Origin of the sequence: Arthrobacter bambusae (genome assembly GCF_030812595.1) — a bacterium.
Lineage (GTDB): Bacteria > Actinomycetota > Actinomycetes > Actinomycetales > Micrococcaceae > Arthrobacter > Arthrobacter bambusae_B.
Genome location: NZ_JAUSSZ010000002.1, coordinates 82,579 through 104,439, shown reverse-complemented (window position 1 = coordinate 104,439; position 21,861 = coordinate 82,579). Strand labels below are relative to the sequence as shown.

19 protein-coding genes and 1 pseudogene are annotated in these 21,861 nt (G+C 64.4%); 9 read left to right on the top strand and 11 right to left on the bottom strand.

Annotation, left to right across the window (positions count from 1 at the left end; translation table 11 throughout):
* Positions 1–157: 157 nt before the first annotated feature.
* Positions 158–1,066, top strand: a complete 909-nt coding sequence (locus J2S96_RS03945) for a patatin-like phospholipase family protein (RefSeq protein WP_306860116.1) — start codon at positions 158–160, stop codon at positions 1,064–1,066.
* An 837-nt stretch (positions 1,067–1,903) separates the two neighbouring features.
* Here J2S96_RS03945 and J2S96_RS03940 read toward each other — a convergent pair.
* A pseudogene (locus J2S96_RS03940) lies at positions 1,904–2,093 on the bottom strand (MFS transporter); the annotation flags it as partial.
* Between the two features lie 268 nt (positions 2,094–2,361).
* Here J2S96_RS03940 and J2S96_RS03935 point away from each other — a divergent pair.
* Entirely contained in the window at positions 2,362–3,933 is a 1,572-nt protein-coding gene (locus J2S96_RS03935; RefSeq protein WP_306860114.1) for an HNH endonuclease, read from the top strand.
* Positions 3,934–3,938: 5 nt separating this feature from the next.
* Here the strand turns inward: J2S96_RS03935 and J2S96_RS03930 are convergent, their stop codons facing one another.
* From J2S96_RS03930 to J2S96_RS03915, 4 genes are read right to left on the bottom strand one after another with little or no spacing between them, the layout of a single operon-like run.
* Complete coding sequence (locus tag J2S96_RS03930; RefSeq protein ID WP_306860112.1) at positions 3,939–4,958, bottom strand: sensor histidine kinase; 1,020 nt, start codon at positions 4,956–4,958, stop codon at positions 3,939–3,941.
* A gap of 10 nt (positions 4,959–4,968) precedes the next feature.
* Positions 4,969–5,643, bottom strand: coding sequence for a response regulator transcription factor (locus J2S96_RS03925; protein ID WP_306860110.1), 675 nt, complete (start codon positions 5,641–5,643; stop codon positions 4,969–4,971).
* 27 nt (positions 5,644–5,670) lie between these two features.
* On the bottom strand, positions 5,671–6,321 hold the full coding sequence (locus J2S96_RS03920) for a DedA family protein (RefSeq protein WP_306860109.1): 651 nt from the start codon (positions 6,319–6,321) through the stop codon (positions 5,671–5,673).
* Positions 6,322–6,331: 10 nt separating this feature from the next.
* Complete coding sequence (locus J2S96_RS03915; RefSeq protein ID WP_306860107.1) at positions 6,332–7,114, bottom strand: phosphatase PAP2 family protein; 783 nt, start codon at positions 7,112–7,114, stop codon at positions 6,332–6,334.
* A gap of 170 nt (positions 7,115–7,284) precedes the next feature.
* Between J2S96_RS03915 and J2S96_RS03910 the strand changes: the two genes are divergently transcribed.
* The 3 genes from J2S96_RS03910 to J2S96_RS03900 all read left to right on the top strand — a co-directional run bounded on the left by J2S96_RS03910 (position 7,285) and on the right by J2S96_RS03900 (position 9,896).
* Complete coding sequence (locus tag J2S96_RS03910) at positions 7,285–8,070, top strand: alpha/beta fold hydrolase (RefSeq protein WP_306860105.1); 786 nt, start codon at positions 7,285–7,287, stop codon at positions 8,068–8,070.
* 19 nt (positions 8,071–8,089) lie between these two features.
* Positions 8,090–8,986: a hypothetical protein gene (locus J2S96_RS03905; RefSeq protein ID WP_306860103.1), complete on the top strand. Its 897-nt coding sequence runs from the start codon at positions 8,090–8,092 to the stop codon at positions 8,984–8,986.
* Positions 8,987–9,053: 67 nt separating this feature from the next.
* Positions 9,054–9,896 carry an IclR family transcriptional regulator gene (locus tag J2S96_RS03900; RefSeq protein ID WP_306860101.1) on the top strand — a complete coding sequence of 281 codons (843 nt, stop codon included), beginning with the start codon at positions 9,054–9,056 and terminating at the stop codon, positions 9,894–9,896.
* A 17-nt stretch (positions 9,897–9,913) separates the two neighbouring features.
* Here J2S96_RS03900 and J2S96_RS03895 read toward each other — a convergent pair whose 3' ends face one another.
* Both J2S96_RS03895 and J2S96_RS03890 read right to left on the bottom strand, forming a co-directional pair.
* Positions 9,914–11,395 (bottom strand): purine-cytosine permease family protein, encoded by a 1,482-nt coding sequence (locus tag J2S96_RS03895; protein ID WP_306860099.1) that lies wholly within the window; start codon positions 11,393–11,395, stop codon positions 9,914–9,916.
* 96 nt (positions 11,396–11,491) lie between these two features.
* Positions 11,492–12,244 (bottom strand): FadR/GntR family transcriptional regulator, encoded by a 753-nt coding sequence (locus J2S96_RS03890; protein ID WP_306860098.1) that lies wholly within the window; start codon positions 12,242–12,244, stop codon positions 11,492–11,494.
* Positions 12,245–12,325: 81 nt separating this feature from the next.
* On the opposite strand from J2S96_RS03890, the gene J2S96_RS03885 reads away from it, so the two are divergent.
* The 3 genes from J2S96_RS03885 (at position 12,326) to J2S96_RS03875 (ending at position 15,578) form a co-directional block, all read left to right on the top strand.
* On the top strand, positions 12,326–13,216 hold the full coding sequence (locus J2S96_RS03885; protein ID WP_306860095.1) for a carbon-nitrogen hydrolase family protein: 891 nt from the start codon (positions 12,326–12,328) through the stop codon (positions 13,214–13,216).
* Positions 13,217–13,243: 27 nt separating this feature from the next.
* The gene (locus J2S96_RS03880; protein WP_306860093.1) at positions 13,244–14,044 is read left to right on the top strand and encodes a carbon-nitrogen hydrolase family protein; all 801 of its coding nucleotides are present in this window, start codon (positions 13,244–13,246) and stop codon (positions 14,042–14,044) included.
* 82 nt (positions 14,045–14,126) lie between these two features.
* Positions 14,127–15,578 (top strand): purine-cytosine permease family protein, encoded by a 1,452-nt coding sequence (locus J2S96_RS03875; protein ID WP_306860091.1) that lies wholly within the window; start codon positions 14,127–14,129, stop codon positions 15,576–15,578.
* 26 nt (positions 15,579–15,604) lie between these two features.
* Here the strand turns inward: J2S96_RS03875 and J2S96_RS03870 are convergent, their stop codons facing one another.
* Positions 15,605–17,191, bottom strand: coding sequence for an arylsulfotransferase family protein (locus J2S96_RS03870; protein ID WP_306860089.1), 1,587 nt, complete (start codon positions 17,189–17,191; stop codon positions 15,605–15,607).
* Between the two features lie 275 nt (positions 17,192–17,466).
* On the opposite strand from J2S96_RS03870, the gene J2S96_RS03865 reads away from it, so the two are divergent.
* The gene (locus J2S96_RS03865; RefSeq protein WP_306860087.1) at positions 17,467–18,690 is read left to right on the top strand and encodes a S53 family peptidase; all 1,224 of its coding nucleotides are present in this window, start codon (positions 17,467–17,469) and stop codon (positions 18,688–18,690) included.
* 94 nt (positions 18,691–18,784) lie between these two features.
* Here J2S96_RS03865 and J2S96_RS03860 read toward each other — a convergent pair whose 3' ends face one another.
* From J2S96_RS03860 to J2S96_RS03850, 3 genes are read right to left on the bottom strand one after another with little or no spacing between them, the layout of a single operon-like run.
* Complete coding sequence (locus tag J2S96_RS03860; RefSeq protein WP_306860085.1) at positions 18,785–19,957, bottom strand: flagellar hook protein FlgE; 1,173 nt, start codon at positions 19,955–19,957, stop codon at positions 18,785–18,787.
* 44 nt (positions 19,958–20,001) lie between these two features.
* Positions 20,002–20,439 (bottom strand): flagellar hook assembly protein FlgD, encoded by a 438-nt coding sequence (locus J2S96_RS03855; protein WP_306860083.1) that lies wholly within the window; start codon positions 20,437–20,439, stop codon positions 20,002–20,004.
* Between the two features lie 16 nt (positions 20,440–20,455).
* Entirely contained in the window at positions 20,456–21,859 is a 1,404-nt protein-coding gene (locus J2S96_RS03850) for a flagellar hook-length control protein FliK (RefSeq protein WP_306860082.1), read from the bottom strand.
* Positions 21,860–21,861 lie beyond the last annotated feature (2 nt).

The window sequence follows — 21,861 nt, the reverse complement described above, 5'->3', positions numbered from 1 at the left end:
GGGCGTGCTAGCATCGTGGCGATCGTGATCTTTCGGCAGGAGGTGAGTCCCATGAACGCAGTATCCGCAATGGGTGCTCCCCCGCAGTCCACGATCGCGCGACTGAAGTAGTCGGCACCGGGAGCGCCCGCCAGGCAATTCGCGAAAGGCGACTCCCATGAATACAACATCTCCTTCACCCCTGCACTCCCGCGAGCGAGCGCTGGTCCTAGGTGGCGGCGGATCAACCGGCAATGCTTGGCTGATCGGCGTCGTCGCCGGCCTCTTCGATGCACGGCTGGACGTCACCGAAGCCGATCTGACCATCGGCACGTCGGCCGGATCCACGGCCGCGGCCCAGATCACAGGTGCACCCCCGGCTGAGCTGCTTGCCGCCATCCTTGACGCCGTCCCACAGCAACGGTCCGCTCCGGCCGGACCAGGCCGCGCACCGCTCAGGCCAGTGGTCAACCACTTGGAGCGGATCAATAAGATCATCGCCGAAGCTCAGGACGTGGCTGATATGCGCCGCCGAATGGGCGCGGCCGCGCTTGAAATGGATGCGGCGTCGGATGGCTCCTGGTCGACACAATGGCGGGATACCGTTTCCGCGCGGCTGCCCAGGCAGGACTGGCCGGAACGAGCCGTGCTCATCACGGCGGTCGATGCCCGCAGCGGTGAACCAGTCGTGTTCGACCGCGGCTCGGGAGTCGGCCTGGCGGACGCCGTGGCCGCCAGCTGCTCCAGTGGCCTGCCGTACAGGATCAGAGATGGGAGATACATCGACGGCGGCTACCGGTCCAACGCCGACAATGCCGATCTGGCAGCCGGGTACGGGCGGGTCCTGGTGCTCTCGCCCTTCGGTGGCAAGTCATTGCAACCGCTGGAGTGGGGCACGCATCTGGCAACGCAGGTCGACGAACTCCGCGCAGGCGGCAGCAGGGTCGAAACGATCTTCCCGGACGCCCACTCCGAGCACATGTTCGGCGCCAATGCCATGGATCTGTCACTCCGTCCGTCCGCCGCCCGGGCCGGCTACGAGCAAGGCAAATCCCTTGCGGGGCAGCTCACCGGGTTCTGGAGCTGACGCCCGTGAAACCCAGTCGACTCTGCGCGCTGGACCACATCCTCGATCATGAGAGACACATTAATGTCAAGAGATTTATTCTTGTTGAGTGACGGATTCTTGAAATTGAGTGCCCTAAAGCCATAAATTGAGTGGCGACCGATCGCGGATTGAGTATTGAGACATATAACGGGAACCTAATCGATTATTCCACTGGGAAACATTTGAATAAATTTTTTGGCTTATTTACTGATAACCGTTGCCCTAGTTTGTCTGGTGTGCCTAGTTTGGTTATGAAGCGCCTGCCTCTCGCTGAAAGGTGACCGTGCCAAGGACCTTCGAAATTCTCTTCCGCGCCTGGAACGCCGCTTCCGGGTGGGACAGGAAGTGGCAAGCTGTCGTTGCCGCCGACTGTGGTCCTGCTGGAGAGAGTCTTGGCATCGCCTCGATCAAGGAAGCGTGTTTTGACTCCTAAAAATACTCGCAGCATTTCTATTTCCCTGATTCTATTCACGCTAGTAGCCGTCCTGCTATTCATACCGGCTGCCGGAAGTATGCCGCTATGGTGGGCAATACTTGCTGGTATCGCCCTCGTTGGAACGGGCATCGGAGCGTTCGCTGATTTCCAACGCCGCAAGGCTTGGGTTGGAATTCCTTGGGGGTTACTGTCCCGCACAAGCGATGCCGTTTTGTTCGGTGACGCCGCTGTTCTGAGCAACGGTGCAGGCTGCAGCTCGCCTAGGAGAGCCATGCCGGGCCCGGCCCTGAGTTGGAGTCGCGGGGCGGCAGCCCGGGCGGCGTGCGCTGCCAACCGCTGTCCGATGGGATCCTGCGTCGTGGCCCGGCTGTGCTAATTACCTGATCAGCCGATGAGCGCTGCCTCTGACTCGTCAAAAGGAACGGCACTGCGACCACCTCGATGACACCGCTGATCGCCAACGAGGCGGTACACATCGGCAGCCCGGCCGAGCAGCGGCTGCACCACCACTCCGCCGCTCGCTCCCATCAGTGAGTCGAAACTGAGAACTGTGGCCCGCTGCTTTGTCGGGAAGCGGGCTTCGGGGTCCACCACGGAACATCGTTGATGTCGGGGCGGAGGTACTGAACGAGCCCTATTTTTCCCACAATCTGGTTGTTGTCGCCTGTAATTCGCCCACCCAACAGCGGAGTGCCCACGGATCGGTCAGATCAATGTACTGCCTGCTATGTCGCGTCTCGCGTGCTGCCTGTAGGACCCTATAAAAGTCCTACGGTTTTTTTCGCGGGTGTGGGTTCTTCGGGCTTATTTTGTCAGTGCCTCCTGAGAGAGTTTCCTTATGGACGGCATTCAGGCAACCGAGCGGATCGGGACAGGCGCGCCATCAAGCGGCCCTGGCCTAGGAATCCGGACCGTCCGTGTGCAAGAGCTCATTGCCGCCGTGAAAGCGATCCGGCCAACCATCGACGGCGGTGAAGACGGCGGCACGGGTCAGCTCGCGGGTGCTGAATCGGGTGCCGAGCTGATCGACCAGTTGAGGGGCTTGGAGGATTTGAAGTCCGCGGCCGCGGCTGCGCAGGCGAGGATCGCGGTGGCATTCGATGCGCTCCAGCGCCGGGCCCAGGCTGATCTGGGTGTCCCGGCGGAAGAGCGCGGCCGCGGGGTGGCGGCGCAGATCGCCTTGGCACGGCGGGAATCCCCGTCCCGCGGATCGAGGCTACTCGGACTCGCGAAGGCGCTGGTGACGGAGATGCCCCGCACCCTCGCGGCCTTGGATGCGGGGCGGTTCAACGAGTGGCGCGCGACGCTGCTGGTGAAGGAAACAGCCTGCCTGTCCGCCGAAGACCGGTGCGCGGTGGATGAAGAACTCGCCCCCGACACCGGAACCTTCGACGGCGCCGGGGACAAAACCATCACCGCCGCGGCCAGGACCGCGGCCTATCGGCGGGACCCGCGCTCGGTCGCGGAGCGGGCAGCCCGTGCGGCGACGGAGCGGTGCGTGAGCCTGCGCCCGGCACCGGACACCATGACCTACCTGACCGCCCTGCTTCCCGTCGCCCAGGGGGTGGCGGTGCACGCAGCCCTGTCCCGGCACGCCGACACCCTCCGCGCCACCACCGGGGACTCCCGGTCCCGGGGCCAGGTCATGGCCGATGCCCTGGTCGAACGCATCACCGGCACCCCGGCAGGAATCACCGGGGTCGAGGTCCAACTCGTCATGACCGACCGCACCCTCATCCAGGCAGACAGCGAACCGGCCCGGCTTACCGGGTACGGCACCGTCCCCGCAGGCTGGGCCAGGAACCTCCTGGCCGGAAACAGGCCCGCCGACCCCGGCCAGCCCGAGCCCCGCCAGACAGAACCCGGCCGGCCCGGACGGACAGAGCCCGGTGAAGACCAGGCCTTCACGATCTGGCTCCGGCGCCTCTTCACCGCCCCCGGAACCGGGGAACTCCTCGCCGCGGACTCAAGGGCGCGGTTCTTCCCACCCGGGATGCGGCGCTTCATCCAGGCCCGCGACGATACCTGCCGCACCCCGTACTGCGACGCGCCCATCAGGCACTACGACCACATCATCCCTTGGCACCAAGGCGGCACCACCAGCCTGGACAACGGGGCAGGCCTGTGCGAAGCCTGCAACCACACCAAAGAACTCCCCGGCTGGACAGCGCAAACCGGGTCAACAACGCGGCACGGGACACGGCATGTCCTCGAAATCCGCACCCCCACCGGACACACCTACCGCTCCACAGCCCCACCCCTACCCGGCAGTAATCCGCCAGTCGCCGAGCCACCGGCCACACACCCGCCCGATACCGTGGCACCGTATTCCGGGCGTCGACGACGAAAGCTCAGGCACCAAGCCAAGGCGTTGAAATACGCCCATCTCACGGAACTCCAGGCCGTCTAAGAAAGCTACGCCGAGCCCGGCCCCGCATCCTTCGGGGCAAGTGGCAGCGTGATCTTCATGACCGTTCCCCGCGGCCCGCTGCGCTCGACCTCCACAGTGCCCCGGGCTCCGGTGATGATTTCACGGACCAGCGCCAAGCCGATCCCGAAGCTGCGTTGGCCCGGCGCGCCTTCCGGACTGTGGGTCCGCACGAAGCGGTCGAAAATCCGGGTCTGGTCCACTCCCCTGATTCCGGCCCCGGAATCCGAGACGGTGACTACCGCGCGGCTGCCGAGCACCGCGGTCGTGATCTGCACTTGGCCGCCGGCGGGGGTGTGTGCCAGCGCGTTGTCGGCCAGGGCGAGGAGGGCGCGGCGGAAGCCGTTGCCGTCGATGAGCGCGAAGGGGCGGTCCTTTTCCGTCAGGGTGATGCGGACGTTTTTCTCGGCCGCGAGCTGTTGCAAGCTCTCGACGACGGCGCCAGCCACCTTGGCGAGATCGCTTGGCACTGCTGCGGCATCCGGGGGCGAACCGGTGGCTGCCACAAGCAATTCGTTGACGATGCCCGTGAGCGTGGCAGTGTCATTGCGGATCCGGGCGAGTGCCTCGCCGGTTTTCGAGTCTGCGGGGGTATCGCGTTGTGCCAGCTGGACACGTGCATCCAGGATGGCCAAAGGTGTGCGCAATTCGTGGCTGGCGTCCTGCACGAACCGCCGCTGCAACGCCAATGCTTCTCCCAGTGGCCTGATTGCACTCCGAGCGCTGAGCCAGCCGATGGCTCCCGCAAGAAGGATTCCCGCAATGCCGGCAACGATCATGGCCTTCAGGAGGTCCTTGGTGTCCAGGTACGCGTAGGCGGAGTTGGTCTCGCCTGGTCCAGGCAGCGTTGGATGCTGTGCCTGGTTGAAGAGGTAGATCGCGGCGGCCGCCAGCAGGCAAAGAACCAAAACCGCGCACGCCGCACTGATCCGCAATGCGATCTTGAGGGACGCTCTGCGGAGAGTGGCCTGGTCCGGCTTCTCAGTCATGGGCGATTTCTCAGTCATGGGCGTTTTCTCAGTCATGGGGCTCGCCGATCTGGTATCCGAGGCCGTGGACCGTCCGGATCACCGTTTTGGAAATCTTGCGGCGCAAGTGGTGGACGTAGGTGTCGATCACGCCTGGCTGGTCCGTGGGGTGGAACAGCGCGTTGATGAGGTCTTCACGGGTGAAGACACGTTCGGGTTCGCCAGCCAAAATTTCCAGGAGCCCGGCTTCCTTCGCCGTCAGGGTGACCACCAAGCCGTACATGGAGCGCATGGAGCGGGCACCGGCGTCGAGCTCCCAATCTCCGATTCCCAGGGTCTGAGGCGGCAGGGCGTACGTCCTCGTAAGGGCCCGCAAGCGGGCGGCGAGCTCCATGGCGTCGAACGGCTTGCTCATGTAGTCGTTCGCCCCGGCGTCGAGGCCCCGGATCTTCTCATCGGTGGCACCGAGTGCGGTCAGGATGAGGATCGGCGTGGCAATCCCTTTGGCCCGAACGGCCTTGATCAAGGCGATGCCGTCCATGACCGGCAGCCCCCGGTCAATGACCATCGCGTCCCAACTCCGTGTCAGGGCGAGGTGGAGGCCGTCGCTCCCATTGACAGCCAAGTGAACGGCGAAGTCCGGCTCCAGGAGCTCGCTGATGAGCGGTCCCAGTGCGGCGTCGTCTTCGACCAGGAGGAGGGACGGCCGCTCAGCTGTTGTCATGCTGTCTATTCTTCCGTGAAACGCCGGTTACTCCTCGGCATGCCCGTTCGCGGCGCCCACCTTGACCTTGCGCCGCTTTTTGAGGAACTCGACTCCCCACGGCAGGACGGAGATCAAAACCATGATGACTGCGATGGCGTCGATGTTCTTGGCCACGAACTCGTAGTGTCCCAGCCAGGAGCCCAGGAGTGTCACGGACGTTGCCCAAATGACGGCACCGGCGATGTTCCACAGCGTGAAGGACTTGTAGTTGTAGCGGGCGATGCCTGCGCTCAACGGTGCAAATGTCCGCACAATGGGGACGAAACGGGCCAAGACGATCGCGGGACCTCCGCGGCGCTTGAAGAACTCTTCGGCTTTCTCCAGGTGTGCCGTCTTCAGGACCCGGGCATCATCCTTGAACCAGCGGCGTCCGAACTTGCGCCCGAGCATGTAGCCGATCTGGTCTCCGGCGATGGCAGCGGCTGAGACGACGCCGATCAGCACCGGCAGTTCGAGCTGAAGTTGCTGGTGCAGCAGGCCGGTCGTGAACAGCAAAGAGTCACCGGGCAGGAACGGGAAGAGAAGACCGGATTCGATGAAGACGATCAGCGCCACTACGCCCAGCGCCGCGGGTCCCGTGCCCTGAAGCAGGGTGGTGGGATCAAGGAAAGCGGGTATGGCGGAAAGTACGTGCATGGGGTCCTCCTCAGGATCCGTGTGCTTGGCTAGCGGCAGCTTCAGAGGCGGAGGCTTCCGGGGCAACGCCGAACGGTAGCCGCCCGATGACTCGCGGTGCGTAACGGTTCCAGAGCCCGGCCAAGACGATCACTGCGGCGCTGGTGGCCAGGAATGAAGCCACGACGTCGCTGGGGTAATGGACTCCGATGTAGAGGCGGGACCAGGCCACCACCACGGCCAGGACCGCGCCGGCCCAAGCGGTGATGACGCCCCACCGGGTGCCCCGGACCAGGAAGTACAAGGCGAAGGCGAGCGCAACGGCGAAGGCAGTGTGGCCGCTGGGGAAGCTATTGGAACCCGTTTCGGGGGCCAAGGGGTCGAAAAGAAGCGCAGGGTTGGGCCGGTGCCGGGCAACGATGAGTTTGAATGCCTCGCTGGCAACCCAGCCTGAGCATGCGAAGAGCACAAACATGACTGCCCGGATAACGGACTTGCGAACCAGGAAAAGATACAAGCCGATCAGAAGCACAAGGCAGACTCCCGCTACGGGAGCGAAGAGGAAGTTCAGAGCCATGGCCACGGTGGTCAGCGCGCCCACATGATGACGGCTGAGTTCCTGGTCGACACCGAACTCGTTGGTGGTCAGGCCCGCTACCGATTGCACGCTGAAGCTGATGGCAAGGACTACGGCGGCGAGGGCAATCCCCCACAGAAGCCAGAACCTGGGCTGCGGAAGCAACGGCACATCGTTACGGACGGCGGCGAAAGTGCGGCCTTCCGTGGAAGCGTTCTGCTGGGCATCTGATGGCATGGGACTCTCCGGTTCGGGGGCGACGGCCGTTGTGCGGCCTGCTTCCACTTTCGCGCGCGGCGTTTAAGAAGCTCTTAAGAACTCCTGGCCAGCGCGTTTCCCCTTGACCCCATAAGTGGTTGGGCACCAGAGTTTAGGAACCTACTGTCCGCCACATCGAAGGATCTGGGATGTCCGAATTTGCGATCTCGAAAGACGGTACCCGCATCGGGTATGACCAATACGGCGAGGGACCTGCCGTGATCCTGGTCGGCGGTGCGATGCAATTCAGGGGCTTCGACGCCAACACGGTGGAAATGGCCAAGCTCTTGTCGACCAAAGGGTTCACGGTGGTCAACTACGACCGGCGCGGCCGTGGAGAAAGCGCGGAAGCTACGTCACTCACCCTGCAGGACAACATCGACGACCTCGCCGCGCTCATCGATATCGCGGGCGGCCAAGCTGCGCTGTTCGGGAGCTCTTCCGGTGGCTCGATTTCCCTGGCCGCCGCGGCAGCAGGCCTCCCCGTCACGAAGCTCGCGCTCTGGGAGACTCCCCTGAGCGATGAGCTCGGCAGCGGCGGCGCCGAATTCTTCGCCGGGCTCCAGGAGCGGATCGCATCCGGCGACAAGGCCGCCACCATTGAGTACTACATGAAGGACATGCCGCCGGAGTGGTTGGCCGGCGCCAAGAACAGCCCGGCCTGGCCCATCATGCTCGAGTTGGGCCCCAGCCTTTCCGCCGATGCCGAATCGCTCGCCTGGACCCAGTCCGCGCCACGGGCAGAACTATGGTCCGGCATCACCCAGCCCACCCTCGCGATCGTCGGCGAACAAACCATTCCGATCATGCCTAAAGCGGCAGACTCCATCGTGGCCAACATCCCGAGTGCCCGCAAAGCCACCATTCCGGGCGCCAACCACGGCTGGGAACCCGGGGTCATGGCCGACGCGCTCGCTGAGTTCCTGGCCGAGTAAGACGGCACCCGCTTCCACGATGGAACTGGCCGCGATCGCCGTCGAACTCTACACACTGGTTCCCTCGGCCTTCACGGCAGCCCGCACTGCGCGAGCCAAGGAAGCCAAATCCGCAGGGGACCCCGAACTGGCGAAACAGATCGCCCGGTTGCCCAAGCCTTCGACGGCGGCATGGGCGGTCAACATGCTTGTCCGCCATGGAACCAAGGAATTCGCGGGCGTCGTGGAGCTTGGGGCGTCACTCGGGAGGGCTCAGGAGCAGCAGGATCACGACCGCCTGCGCACGCTCGGCCAACAGCGCCCGCGCGTCCTGGGCGCCGCCGTCGAGCAGGCCCGGGCAGTGGCGGAAGGCTTGGGCGTCAAGGTCAGTGGCGCCGCCGCGATGGAGATCGAGGCCACGCTGAGGGCCGCCATGACCGATCCCGCCGCTGCCACGGCGCTGCGCAGCGGGCAGTTGGTCCGTTCCCTCGCCACGAACGGATTGGAGCCAGTCGATCTGTCGGGCGCGGTGGCGATCGCGGGCGCACTTCCCGTTGTGGAGGTCGGCAAAGAAGAGCCCGACGACGGCGGGCAGCGGCGCGGGCGGGCAGAGGCGAAGCGCGAACGCGCCGACTCGGAGCGCCAACGAGAGAAGGCCCAAGCCGCACTCGCGGAAGCAGAGCGCAATGCGGACAAGGCTGACCTGGAACTTGCCCAGGCCGAGCGTGAGAAGTCGGAGGCAGTGCGCCGGAGCGAGCGACTCGCCGTCGAGGTCAAAGCTGCCAAGGACAAGCTGGCCGGGTTGCAGCAAGAACTTGCCGAGACGGAGTGGGCAATTGCCAGGGCCGAACGGAACCGCAAACTGGCAGTCCGGCTAGCTGGAAAGGAACGCCGGACCGCCGATACAGCCCGGGCCAGGTTAGAGGGGCTGCCTTAGGGCGGAGGGCATTCGACGGTCTCACAACGTCCGGGATACCGGACAATCCGGGGCGTATTCTAGGAGAATGTACAGTCAATCCGTGCGGCCCAAGGCCCCGGCCGCGGCCCAGGTATTGGCGGTCCTCAGATACGTCGCCAGCCAAGCGGGCCCGGTCAGCGCGTCCATCATTGCGCGGGACGTCGGCTTGCCTCGGTCCACCACATATCAGCTCATTACGTCCCTGATCGATGACGGCTTTTTGGTCCATCTTCCCGAGGAGCGCAAGTATGCCCTGGGAGTGACCGCCCATGAGTTGGGCACAGGGTATTCGCGGCAAGCTCCGATCCAGCGGATTGCCAGGTTCCCCTTGTCCCGGCTCGTTGCACGGACGCGCCGGACTGCCCACCTTGCCGTCATGCACGGGCGCGACGTCGTTTATGTGATCGAGGAGCGGGCGCCGCGGCAGAGCCCCCTTGTCACCGACACCGGGGTCCGGCTTCCGGCCCACTTGACGGCCAGCGGCAGGGCGATGATGGCCCAGATGGACCCGGCCCAGGTGGCTGCGCTTTTCCCGGGGCCGGAGGCCTTCGCGGAGCGCCACAGCAAAGGCCCGCAATCCTTGCCTGCGTTGCAGGATCTCTTGGCACGGGCACGGTCGCTGGGATACGCCTGGGAGCAAGACGAGGTCACGGAGGGATTTTCCTCTGTGGCCGTCGCGGTCCTGGACAGGCAGCGATACCCGGTGGCCAGCGTGACCCTGACGGTGTCGAACCGGGCGTTCCCTGGCGGGGGCACCCGGCACCGAGCCAAGGACGGCGAGACCGCCGAGGAACGGGCGGTCCGCATTGAGGACGTCGCCCGCGAGTGGATTCCGGAAGTGACCAGGTGCGCCCGGGAAATTTCCCGCAGGCTGGGCACCCAAGCCTGATCCGGGTGTCGCAGAGGCTAGACTGCTGCGTTGTTCCGTACTGAACCGGCTAGCGGTGCGGCCGCCTCTGAGTCAGGTTCCGTCGGGTAGACCATCTCAGCCGGAGCGTTGGAGTTCCTCTTCGCCAGAGGGTAGAACACGATTGCCGTGACCACGAGGCCTACGAGCCAGGAGATATCCGCACCGCCAAGAAGGTCCGTCATCGGTCCGGTGTACAGGGTCTGGGCAAGGAACGGGACCTGGACGATGATCCCGATCGCGTAGCTGAGCAGCGCAGTCTTGTTCCAGCGACCGTAGCGCCCGTCCAGGTCATACAAGGCCGGGATGTCTACCTTTTCCTTGGAAACCAGGTAGTAGTCCACCAGGTTAATGGAGCTCCACGGAATGAATACCATCAGCAGGAGAAGGACAAAGTTCTTGAAGTTGGCGATGAAGTCGGGAGACGCGAGGACTGCGATGAGTACTGAGAGTCCGATAAAGCCGATCACGTAGGCGAACCGGGTCCAGGACGCTACCGCAGACTTGCGGGTGAACGCTGTGACCGAGGTAAGCATGGTCATGTAGCCGCCATATGCGTTCAGCGTGTTGACGGTCAGTTTTCCGGTCACGATCACCAGGTAGATGACAACGGCGATCAGTCCGCCGCCACTCAGGTTCCCGAGGAAAGCGACTTGGCCGTCAAGGAACCGGGAGCCCTTCGGCAATGCGAGGGCAGCGAAGAGCGCGCCCAGGGTCATGGACCACTGCGAACCAATCACCGTGCCGAAGTACGCCGACATGAAGGTCTTGCTTGTCGGGGTGTTCGAAGGCAGGTACCGGGAGTAGTCGGCCACGTACGGACCGTACGTCAGCTGCCATCCGGCACCGAGCGAAATAGCGAGCAGGAAGGTGGGGAACTCGAAACCGCCGGCTCCCAAGAGCGCCCCGACGTCCTGGCTCGTCAACAACCTGATCCCCAGGTAAGTGAAGCCGAGGATACCCACCACGGTCGCGATGCGGCCCAGCATGTGGATGTACTTGTAACCCAGGGTCGCCACGATGACGGTCAGCACCCCGAAGACGATCATGCCCACGGCCGGTGTGCCCGTATGGAGGATGAGGCCGACCGCCTGTCCGGAGAGGACAGTACCGGTTGCCGCGAAGCCGAGGTACATCACGACAACCAGCACCAAGGGAATCACGGCACCGAAGATTCCGAACTGCGCCCGGCTGGAAATCATCTGCGGCAAGCCGAGCTTCGGCCCTTGGGCCGCGTGGAGCGCCATGACAGCGCCACCCAGAAGGTTTCCGACCAAGAGGCCGAGGATCGCCCACAGCGCGTCCGCGCCGAACAGCACCGCCAAGGCACCGTCGACAATGGCCGTAATCTGCATGTTCGCCCCGAACCAGAGCGTGAACTGCTGGCCAGGCGAACCATGGCGTTCATTTTCCGGGACAAAGTCGATGGAACGACGCTCTGCGCGCGGTCCACCCGTTCCCGCTTTTCCTGTGGCCTGCATGCCTGATCCTCACTTTGACAACCGAAGTCCGATGTCCCCAACTGAGAATCAATCAGAGCATGCAAAGTGACAGTGCTCACGGAAAGGGGCCTATGTTTAGTCCGATATCCCGGACGATAGGCCCATGAACATGGTCTTATGCAACACATCCACGTGCCGCCGCGAAATTTCCACCGCGGTCCGATCGTCGCCGGCCCGCAGGGCGTTCACCAGCGCGATGTGGTCCCGATTGGATTTGCGGAGAAACTCGATCGGGTACGGGATGAAGTAGGCATAGAGTTCCGCCAATGCCTCGTTGTAGGCCTCGACCGCAGCTCCCAAGCCGGAGGACGCCGCTACAATCCGATGGAACCTCTCGTCGGCTTGGTGATACTCGGACCAATTGCTTGATCCGGCCATTTCACGGGTAAGCCGCTCCAGCTCATCAAGCTGCGCCTCCGTGGCATTGACAGCAGCGAAGTGGGTGACCGCGCATTCGAACAGCAGCCGACGGTCCACCAGCCGGTTCACCGCAAGGGATTCGGCGGGCGACGCAGCGAGCTGCTCGAGCACGTTGCGGGGCGGCTCATCAGCGACAAAGGTTCCGCCGCCGCGTCCCCGACGCCGGACAACAACACCCTGATCAGCCAGGCTTGCCAGGGCCCTGCGAGCTGTGATCGGGCTGACCGAGAGGCCCAACGCGACGTCTTGCTGGTCCGGCAACCTCTCCCCCGGCTGAAGCAGTCCCAAGGAGATGGCCATGCCGATCCGCAGCCGCACGGCGTCGATTGCGCTCCTGCGGTCGATTCCGAGCAAGGGCGCGGCATCGATGGGTGAGTCGCCGGTGGTCTCCTCGAGCTGACGGGTCATATCCGCTACTTTACGGGGCAAAATCGACCTTTCTTTTATTTGATCATTATGATCTAATATGAGTCGAGTCACAACAACAACGTGGAGAAACAAGTGCAACGCATCCTTCCCCTCATCGCTGCCCAAGCGGCACCCCGACTGATCGGCGAGCCGATCCAGGCCTTCGCAGCCGAGGTCGCGGCCGCCGTCGCGATCCAACCGCAAAGCAAGTTGGTGGTCTTCCCCGAGCTGCACCTCTTTGGGGACACGTACCCGGATCAGCAGCGAACTGAAGTGTTGCAGGACTCTGCCGAACCGCTGGACGGTCCGCGGGTCAAGGAGTTGCGAGAGCTCGCGGCGGATATGGGCATCTGGCTGGTTCCGGGCAGCGTCTGCGAACGCGGCCCCGAGGGGCAATTGTTCAACACGCAGTTGGTTCTTTCCCCGGAGGGCGACCTTGCCGGCTACTACCGGAAGGTCTTCCCTTGGCGCCCCTTTGAGCCCTACGATCCTGGCGATCGATTCACGACCGTTGACCTGGACGGGATCGGCAGGGTGGGCCTGAACATTTGCTACGACGCCTGGTTCCCCGAGGTGACCCGCCAGCTGGCGTGGATGGGCGCCGAAGTCATCCTCAATGTCGTTAAGACTACGACGCCGGACCGCAAGCAAGAACTCGTCCTGGCCAAGGCAAACGCGATCGTGAACCAGGTCTTCATGGTCAGCGTCAACTGCGCGGGCCCCACCGGCACAGGCCTCAGCCTGATCGTCGACCCCGAGGGGAACACCATAGCGGCGGCCGACGACGACGCCCCCACCCTTCTCGCCACGGAACTGGACCTCTCCGCCGTCGAGCATGTCCGCACGCACGGGACCGAAAACCTCAATCGTCCCTGGTCCCAATTCCGTCCCGGCGAACCGGCCATCGACCTGCCCGTCTATCAAGGCCGCATCGACCCCGGCACTTGGACCCCGCGGTCCTCCAACTCCTAAGGAAGCTGGATTCGAAATGAGGACTTCGTGCGCATCACCCTAGCCCAGATCGATTCCGGCTCAGACGTCGACCGTAACCTCGACCTCATCGCGGAATACTCTGCCAAGGCCGCCCGCGAGGGCTCCGACCTCATTGTGTTCCCGGAGTACTCGACGTATGAGAAAAGCCGGGTGGACCGGAGCTTCGCGGACATGGCCGAGCCCCTTGACGGCCCGGTGGCCACCAGGCTCCAGGCGACGGCGGCACGAGACGGGATCGCCGTCGTCGCCGGCCTCCTGGAAAGGTCCGGAGAACGGGGCGGATCCGGCGAGCGCGAGCGGGCCTTCAACACCTTGGTGGCCATCGGCGCGGATGGTTCCCGCCTCGCGAGCTACCGGAAGATCCACCTGTTCGACTGCCAAGGATTCCGCGAATCGGATTACATCGAAGCCGCGCCTGAGCCCGTGCCCGTCACCTTTTCCAGCGGCGGGATGACCTTCGGGTTGATGACCTGCTACGACCTGCGCTTCCCCGAGTTGGCGCGCGTCCTGGCCGATTCCGGGGCCGAGGTGCTCCTCGTCTGCTCCTCCTGGGTTCCCGGCACTGCCAAGACCGAGCAATGGGCCACCTTGGCCAAGGCCCGGGCAATCGAGAACGGGGTGTACGTGGCGGCGGTCTCCCAGACTCCGCCGGTGTCCATCGGCTACAGCATGCTCATTGACCCGTTGGGAACAGTCGTGCATGGCCTTGGCACGGGGCCGGGCACCGGGACGCTGGACATTTCACCGGATGCCGTCCAGGCAGCCCGGGACCAGTTCCCCACGTGGCGGCACCACCGGCTCCCCTAGGAATCCCGGAACCTCTTCTGGGCCGTCCGACTCTGTGCTAAACCAATGTCAAGATGCACCGATGCTCCGAGGGAGAAACGCCATGAGCACTACGACGGACAAAGGCTCGGGCCGCGGACTGGAGGTCCGGTCGATCGACTACGTTCCATTGAACGAGCGGCACGGGAAGGTCTCACACATCGGGCCTTTGTGGTTCGTCAGCAATGCCCAGATCGCCACCCTGGCTGTGGGACTCATCAGCATCACCACCGGCGGAAACCTGATCTGGTCCCTGCTCGCGATCGCCATCGGCGTGCTCGTCGGCACGCTGTTCATGGCCGCGCACTCCTCGCAGGGACCCCAGCTCGGCCTGCCACAAATGATCCAGTCCCGGCCGCAATTCGGCTATATCGGCGCCTTGCTGGTGTGGCTCTTCGCCTACCTCCAGTACGCGGGATTCAACATCTTCAACACCATCCTGGCAGGCCAGGCCATCCAGAAATCGGTCAACGTCGGGTCCGAAAGCCTCTGGTTCTGGGTGGTCACCATTATTGCCGTCGTGATCGCCTTGTTCGGTTATGACCTCATCCATGCCTTTGAGCGCTACCTCACCTACCTGACCATCATCATGCTGGCGCTCCTCACCATTGCGGCAGTGAAGCTGGCCATTCCCGCCGGCGAATACAACCTGGCCGACTTCCATCTGGTTCCGTTCCTGGGCCAGCTGGGGGTCGCGGCCGGCTACCAGATCTCCTGGGCCATCTACGTCTCTGACTACTCCCGCTACCTTCCGCCGTCCAGCGGGCGGGGAACTTTCAGGTGGACGTTCTGGGGCAGCGCCCTCGGCGGTATCTGGGTGATGTTCCTGGGCGCGTATATCGGGGCTGCGGCAGGAGAGAACTTCGAAACCATCGGCTCGATCAAGTCCACCGCGGACCAGCTCTTCAGCGGATTCGGTGACATCGCCTTGCTCGTCGCCGCCCTGGGTTTGTTGTCCGTGACTGCCTTGAACATGTACGGCGGTTCGCTGACCCTGATTTCGTCTATTGACAGCGTGCGGCAGATCCGGCCGACATTGAGGCTCCGGATCATCACGATCGCCATCACCGCACTCATTTCCGTAGTCCTGGCGAACCTTGCCTCGGCCGACTTCCTGGCCAACTTCAACGACTTCCTGCTGCTGGTGCTGTACTTCTTCATTCCGTGGACGGCGGTGAACCTGACCGACTACTTCATCGTCCGCAAGGGCCACTACGCCATTGCCGAGATCTTCAAGCCGGACGGGATCTACGGACGCTGGGGCTGGCCCGGCATCATCTCCTACCTCGTGGGCTTTGTGCTGATGATTCCGTTCTTCTCCGCTGGCAAGCTCTTTGTCGGGCCCATAGCCCATGCCCTTGACGGCGCTGATATCTCGCTGTTTATCGGGCTTCCGGTCTCTGCTGGCCTGTATTGGCTTTTGACCCGGCGCATTGACGTGGAAGCCGAGGCCCGCCTGGCCAAAGCCGAAGCCGACGCGCTGGAGGCGGCCGCCCGCGAACACATCTTGCCGTAGCGCCGTGGGGACGGATCGGCCCGGAGTCAGGCGGTGGCGATGACCGTGGACGTCGCCAAAACGTTGCCGGACTTGTCCAAAGCCTCCACGGCCGCCCTCGGCGCGGCGGCCACCGCCGTCGACGTTTCAAAACCGCGGCGCGGGACCGTCACTGCTTCGGACAGGGAGCCGGGGCCGGTTCCTGTGAGGAACCTCCACCTGGCGACCTCGGTTGCGCCATTCCAGCTCGCATGGAGCTGCATCGTGGATCCATTGCCCGGAACCGCCGCCAGGTCGGGGACGGTGTCCGGCCGGCCTGTCCACGGCGAGCGGTAGGTGCGGTAGGAGGCATCTCCCAGTCCGGTAGCTTCGAACACCGCTTGCCCCTCAGGAGTGAATTCAGTGGCGGCCGGATCCGCGCCCCAGCCCACAAGGACATGACCGTTATCAAGGAACTGCAGGTTCCCTTCGGCGTCGCCGCGGTGGCCGCCCCTGCTGAACTCCTGCTTGACGACGGCGGTGCGGGCCTTTTCGTCGACGGCGAGGAGCAGCCCCCGGGATGTACCGGTGGTGCCTTGGTTGTAATGGTTGTCGAACATACTGATGAGACCGTTGGGCCGGCGTCGAACGTCATGCTGCCAAGCGAAGACAGCTTCCGGAGTCATCGAGAAATCGCTGCGTTTCCCGCCCAAACGCCAGCGGATCGTGCCGTCGGAACGGCCAATCAAATATGCGGTGTGAGTGTGGCGTGACGAAACGAGGAGGGCGTCCCCGCTCTCGTCCACGGAATTGAGGTGGAAAGGATCGTACGCTTTCGTGGCATCGGAGCCGTCGGCCTTGGGGTTATCGGACGGGCGCAGATAGGACTCCGTGAGGTCGATATGATCCGAGGCCGTCCAATCGAAGAGGACCTTGCCGGAACGGATGTCGATTTCCTGGACATGGCAATCAAACATGTAGCCCTCTGCAGCTCCGCCCACCGACGTCAGGTCGTGCCGGACTGTTGGGTAGGAGATCATTAACGCCGTCCCGGCGGGCGTAATGGTGAACTCGTGCAGGTCTGCTTGCAGCCCGTTGCCCGTATTGACCTCGGCCACGGTGCGGTAGTGGATGTCTTTGACGACGCCCTTGCCTGCACCGTGTCCGCCGGTTCCGATTCCAGTCCAATAGGTCAGTACCGCTTGGCCTTCGAAGGCTTGTACCCGAAGGTCGGTCACACCGGAACCGGTCGGTTCCATCCATATCGGTTCCCCGTGGTTGTCCATGATCAGCCCGTTCGAGCCATGGCCCATCGGCCCCACGAAGAGCAGGCCCGCGCCGGTGGGGCCGGTAGCCCAGCTGGCGACGCGTGCAGCGGTCAAAGCCGTCGAGACGAAGCTGCGGATCGCAGGCGCGGAAGCCGTGCCGGCCGCCGACGCAGAGGGTGACGCTACCGGCGTCGGGGTGGCCGCACTGACCGGGGCGGTTCCGCCAGGCATCACGCCTGACCTGGCAATGCCGAGTCCGGCTAGCAATCCCGCTCCAGCCATCCCCGCCCCGCTAAGGAACCCGCGCCGGCTGACCCTGAACCGCGGCTCGCGATTTTCCCGCGCGGCGGCTCGATCGCCGCTCCCGGACTCCGTACTCTGCTCCATCCCCTCAGGATAGAGCCGGAATAAAGGGCGGGAACCGGACAGAAGCTGCGAGTTTGCTGGAAGATAGTGGAGCGCAGACTCGGCTCCGCTTGGCTGCTTTCATCGTGGCGGAAGAACGCGGTTGCGCCATCCCAAGTCGATTGCCCGCGCCGCCCAGGCCGTTACCACGGGGGCGAATGTGACGTGGGTGACAATTGTGAAGTTTGATGCGAAGCTTGTCACGCCGAGTTGACAATTCTGTCAACTCGGATCTTATTGACCCTCGTGGAGGTTTCGTGAAGAAGATCCTTAGCGTTTCCGCAGCGTTGTTGCTATTGGTGAGTGCGGCCTCAGCCACAGCGCCGGCCGCAGTCGCCCAACCATCTCCGCATGCCAATTGGCATGCGGAGAGGGCTTGCGCCGATGTTCCGAGCGGCAATGCCTCGTGTTTTGCACTTAAGTACGTCGACGATTCGGTCCCCGCCACAGCTACTCATGGAGGACAGGTCAAGCCCGCTTCGAGCACTCCGTCCGCCACCGGTAAGACCCCTGCGGACATACAGAGCGCCTACAACATCACGGGCCTCCAGTCCGGCGGCCGAACCGTCGCCATCGTGGATGCCTACGGCTATCCGAACCTTGAACGCGATCTCGGCGTTTACCGCGCACAGTTCGGCCTTCCGGCATGCACGGTCAGCAACGGCTGCCTCACCATCAAGGACCAAAACGGCGGCAACAAACTCCCGGCGTTCAATTCCGGATGGGCCGACGAAACAGCGCTCGACGTCGATGCCGTCTCGGCAGCGTGCCCGGACTGCAAGATCTTGGTGGTACAGGCGACAACAGCCAGCCTCACCAATCTTGGCACAGCCGTGGCAACGGCCGCCAAGCAGCCGGGCGTCAAGGCGATCTCCAACAGCTACGGCGGCGGGGATTCCGCAGACTCCAGCTACGGTGCGTATTACAACCACCCGGGCATTGCCGTGACAGCGTCAACCGGCGACAACGGGTATACCGGCGCGTCCTACCCCTCGTCCTCGAGTTACGTCACCGCGGTTGGAGGCACATCGTTGGTCAAGAACACCAGCGCGCGCGGCTGGGGCGAGTCTGCCTGGTCCGGCTCGGGATCCGGATGCTCCAGCGTCAACGCCGCGTTGCCTGCCGCTGCCACCTTCGGCACGGGATGCAGCAAGCGCGCCTCGGCTGACGTTTCCGCCGTCGCAGATCCGCAGACCGGATTGGCGGTGTATGCGCCCAGCAGCAGCACCGTCTCCTCATGGGCGCAGTATGGCGGAACCAGCCTGTCCTCACCCCTGATCGCGGCCATGTATGCGCTTTCCGGGAATTCCGGAAGCTCCACGGCGCTGGCCAACTCCCTCCCGTACACAAACTCCGGGCAGTTCAATGATGTCGCCTCGGGTTCAACGGGCACGTGCTCCACGAGCCAATGGTGCCTTTCCGGCACGGGATGGGACGGACCCACAGGCGTCGGCACTCCGAACGGGGTCGCCGGCCTCTAAAAGTGCAGTAGTTGCTTGAGGGTGGCCGGCGTCCAGAGATGCCGGCCACCTTTGTGCGTGACGTGACGGGGCGCCCCTGCCGCAGTCCCGGCCGCTAATGCTTCAGGTTGGTGAGTTCCTGCAGAACCTCATCCGAGGTGGTGATGATGCGGGCATTGGCCTGGAAGCCACGCTGGGCGACGATCAGGTTGGTGAATTCCTGCGAGAGGTCCACGTTGGACATCTCGAGGGACCCCGCGGTCAAGGTACCGAGTCCGGCGTCGCCCGGCGCTCCCAGCTGGGCCGCGCCGGAGTTGGCGGTGGCCACGTACGTCGAGCTACCGGCTTTCTCGAGGCCCCCGGGGTTGGTGAAGCGGGCAAGGGCCACCCTCGCCAAAACCTGCTTGGCGCCGTTGCTGAACGAGCCAACGAGTGAGCCGTCTCCGCCCAAAGTAAAGGATTCCAGCTTGCCAGCCTCGGATCCGTTCTGGCTGCCGACCGTGAGCGTGCTCATCGCCGCGAAGCCGGTAACAGTGGACATGTCCACCGAGATGCCGCCGACTGTCATGGTGCCGCCGGAGGTCAGCGCACCGTTGGCGAACGTGAGCGTCGTGTTGCCTGCGGCGCCGTTGGCGTCTGCCCCTGCCACGTCCCAACCGCCCGCAGAGCGGCTGAACGTCAGCGTCAGGCTGCGGGATGCGCCGTCGGCGTCGTACACCTTGACTTGGCGCTCCACGCTGGTTCCCACGGCAGCGTCGGACGGCAGGTTGCCGTCCAGCGAGGCTTTGGTGGTGGCGACTGCTGCCGACGTTGTGTTGGGCGAGAGCGTGATCGGGCCAACGGGACCTCCCTGGTTCACCACACCGTTGGCGGCGGACCAGCCTTGCAGGATCCCGCCATCGGGACTCACGAGGCGGCCTGCCGCGTCCATGTCGAAGGCACCGGCACGGGTGTAGAGCTGCTGCCCTGCCTTGCTGGTGATGAAGAACCCGTCGCCGGAAATCATCATGTCAGTGGCTCGCCCGGTGCTCTGCGATGAACCCTGGCTGAAGTTGGTGCTGACCCCCGCAACGCGCACGCCCAGGCCGATCTGGGCCGGGTTGGTGCCGCCGGTTTCAGCCTGCGGGGCGCCGGCGCCCTGGGTCATCTGGGACAGTGTGTCCTGGAACTGGGTTGAGGAAGCCTTGAAGCCGGCCGTGTTCACGTTGGCGATGTTGTTTCCCGTGACGTCCAGCATGGCCTGGTGGGCACGGAGGCCGGAGATTCCGGAGTACAGCGAACGAAGCATGGTGTTGCCTTTCTTCGGGTGGTTCAGAGGAGGTTTGCGGAGCGTCAGGAGGTTGGCGAAGCAGTGGGCGCGGCCGTCATGCCGCTGATCGAATCGAGCGGAACATTCGCTCCCCCGACCGCCACGGTGGGGGTACCGGCAGCGAAGGAAACCGAACTAGCGACGCCGGAACCCTTCGTCCCGTCCGCGAGGGTGTAGCTGACGTTATGGCCGATGATCTGTGCGGCGGCGCTGCGCATCTGGAGCGAAAAGCTCTCCTTGGCGTCGGCGGTGAGCTCCGTCATTTTCTCCATCATGGACAGTTGGACGGTCTGGCTCATCATTTGGTTGGTGTCCATGGGAGCGCTTGGATCCTGGTTCTTCAGTTGGGTCACGAGCAGGTTCATGAACATGCTCGAGTCCATGGACTTCGCGGGTGCGGGCGCGGCAGTTCCGCTTCCAGGCTGGATTCCACTGCTTGCCGCGATGGCTTGGATGGTCACTATTGGCTCTCTTTCATCAGACAAGAATGTCCAGGCTGCTGATACTGCTTCGGGGAAGTACGACGACGGTCCGCGGCAAGCGACCCGATTCGCCGTCGCTGCCCCGTGGGAAGGCCGGGTTTTCGGCCGGGCGCCGGTTCTGTGGATCCGAACCCCTGGGGTCCGAGCCGCCCGCGGCGGTATCGGCCGGAGGGTTGTGGTCGGATAGGTCCAGGCTGGCGCCGAAGCCTGATTCGCCGAGCTCGCGCCGCAGTTCCGGCAGGACGCTGCGCACCGCCTCACGGCTCGCTTCTCCAGGCGCGAACAATTCGATCCGCACCCCTGCACCGTCAATATGGGCCCGGACAGTCAGCGGACCTAGGTCTTCCGGCGACAGCTTCAAGGTCATCACGTGCGCGCCGGGCGCGGCCGCTGCAAGGGAGAACAGTGGTCCAGACACTTGGCGCAGCAGTTTTGCAGGGTCCGCTTGGGGTGTGGGCGTTGCCATTCCCGCCGGGGCGGCCGCAGGGGCTTGCTGGGGTGTCGACGCTGGCTGCGGCACCGGAATTCCGGCCTGGATTACCGCGGGAATCCCAAGTGCCGGGGCTGCCGGAGTGTCCTGCCCGAGGGTCCGCAGCGGGTCCTGTTGCGTCGCGGCTTTCCCTGCGGGGAGCACGACGGCGGTGCCGGACTCCCGGGACTGGGCGACGGTCGTCTTGATCCCGGGTTCGAGGCTAGCGGGCGGCGGGCTGGTAGGCAGCGGGGTCCCGGTGGCTAGCGGGCTGGCAGGCGACGGGCTGATAGGCGGCGGGGTGTTGGGCGACGGGGTCCCGGCGGCTAGCGGGCTGGTGGGCCGGGACCCAGCGGGCTGCCGGCCGGTTGTTGAGGCACTCGCGGAGATCGGAGCAGGCTGGGTTGAGCTTTGGCCCGGGCTGCCGAGCGGTGGCATCCCCGGCGCAGTAGGGGCAGGGACCGGAAGAGGAGGAACCACGGGAGCCTGGGCAGGAGTTCCGGCCGGCGCCGGCTGAATGCTGCCCGCAACTTCACCACCCTCAACCGCGCCACCTTTGATCGCGCCACCTTTGATCGGCACAGCAATGCGCGGCGCGCCCGACTGCGGAGCAACGGGCCTCGCGGTGGCTTCCGCCATCGCGGGAACGCCCGCAATAGCGGCCGCCAAGCCCGCTGCACTGGCTGCGTCCACCGCACCCGATGCGTCGGGCGAGCCAGTCGGGGCAGGCTCCTCAGCCTTGTCCTTGACCGTCTTCGGCGATTCCGGTTTAGCGGCTGCGGCAACCGTCCCCGCGGCCGCGGACGCAGGCTTTCCCTGCGCGCCGCCGTCGGGCGCTTGCTGTGTGGTCCCGTCCGGGGTCTTCGCGTCGGACGCCAGCACGCCGCTCATCACGGCTTCAAACCCGGCGGCGGCGCCAGACTTCGGCACGG

Bases quoted from the DNA above. Each gene is read 5' to 3' on its own strand.
- J2S96_RS03945 (WP_306860116.1), top strand. From the start codon at position 158: ATGAATACAACATCTCCTTCACCCCTGCACTCCCGCGAGCGAGCGCTG.
- J2S96_RS03935 (WP_306860114.1), top strand. From the start codon at position 2,362: ATGGACGGCATTCAGGCAACCGAGCGGATCGGGACAGGCGCGCCATCA.
- J2S96_RS03930 (WP_306860112.1), bottom strand. From the start codon at position 4,958: ATGACTGAGAAATCGCCCATGACTGAGAAGCCGGACCAGGCCACTCTC.
- J2S96_RS03925 (WP_306860110.1), bottom strand. From the start codon at position 5,643: ATGACAACAGCTGAGCGGCCGTCCCTCCTCCTGGTCGAAGACGACGCC.
- J2S96_RS03920 (WP_306860109.1), bottom strand. From the start codon at position 6,321: ATGCACGTACTTTCCGCCATACCCGCTTTCCTTGATCCCACCACCCTG.
- J2S96_RS03915 (WP_306860107.1), bottom strand. From the start codon at position 7,114: ATGCCATCAGATGCCCAGCAGAACGCTTCCACGGAAGGCCGCACTTTC.
- J2S96_RS03910 (WP_306860105.1), top strand. From the start codon at position 7,285: ATGTCCGAATTTGCGATCTCGAAAGACGGTACCCGCATCGGGTATGAC.
- J2S96_RS03905 (WP_306860103.1), top strand. From the start codon at position 8,090: ATGGAACTGGCCGCGATCGCCGTCGAACTCTACACACTGGTTCCCTCG.
- J2S96_RS03900 (WP_306860101.1), top strand. From the start codon at position 9,054: ATGTACAGTCAATCCGTGCGGCCCAAGGCCCCGGCCGCGGCCCAGGTA.
- J2S96_RS03895 (WP_306860099.1), bottom strand. From the start codon at position 11,395: ATGCAGGCCACAGGAAAAGCGGGAACGGGTGGACCGCGCGCAGAGCGT.
- J2S96_RS03890 (WP_306860098.1), bottom strand. From the start codon at position 12,244: ATGACCCGTCAGCTCGAGGAGACCACCGGCGACTCACCCATCGATGCC.
- J2S96_RS03875 (WP_306860091.1), top strand. From the start codon at position 14,127: ATGAGCACTACGACGGACAAAGGCTCGGGCCGCGGACTGGAGGTCCGG.
- J2S96_RS03870 (WP_306860089.1), bottom strand. From the start codon at position 17,191: ATGGAGCAGAGTACGGAGTCCGGGAGCGGCGATCGAGCCGCCGCGCGG.
- J2S96_RS03860 (WP_306860085.1), bottom strand. From the start codon at position 19,957: ATGCTTCGTTCGCTGTACTCCGGAATCTCCGGCCTCCGTGCCCACCAG.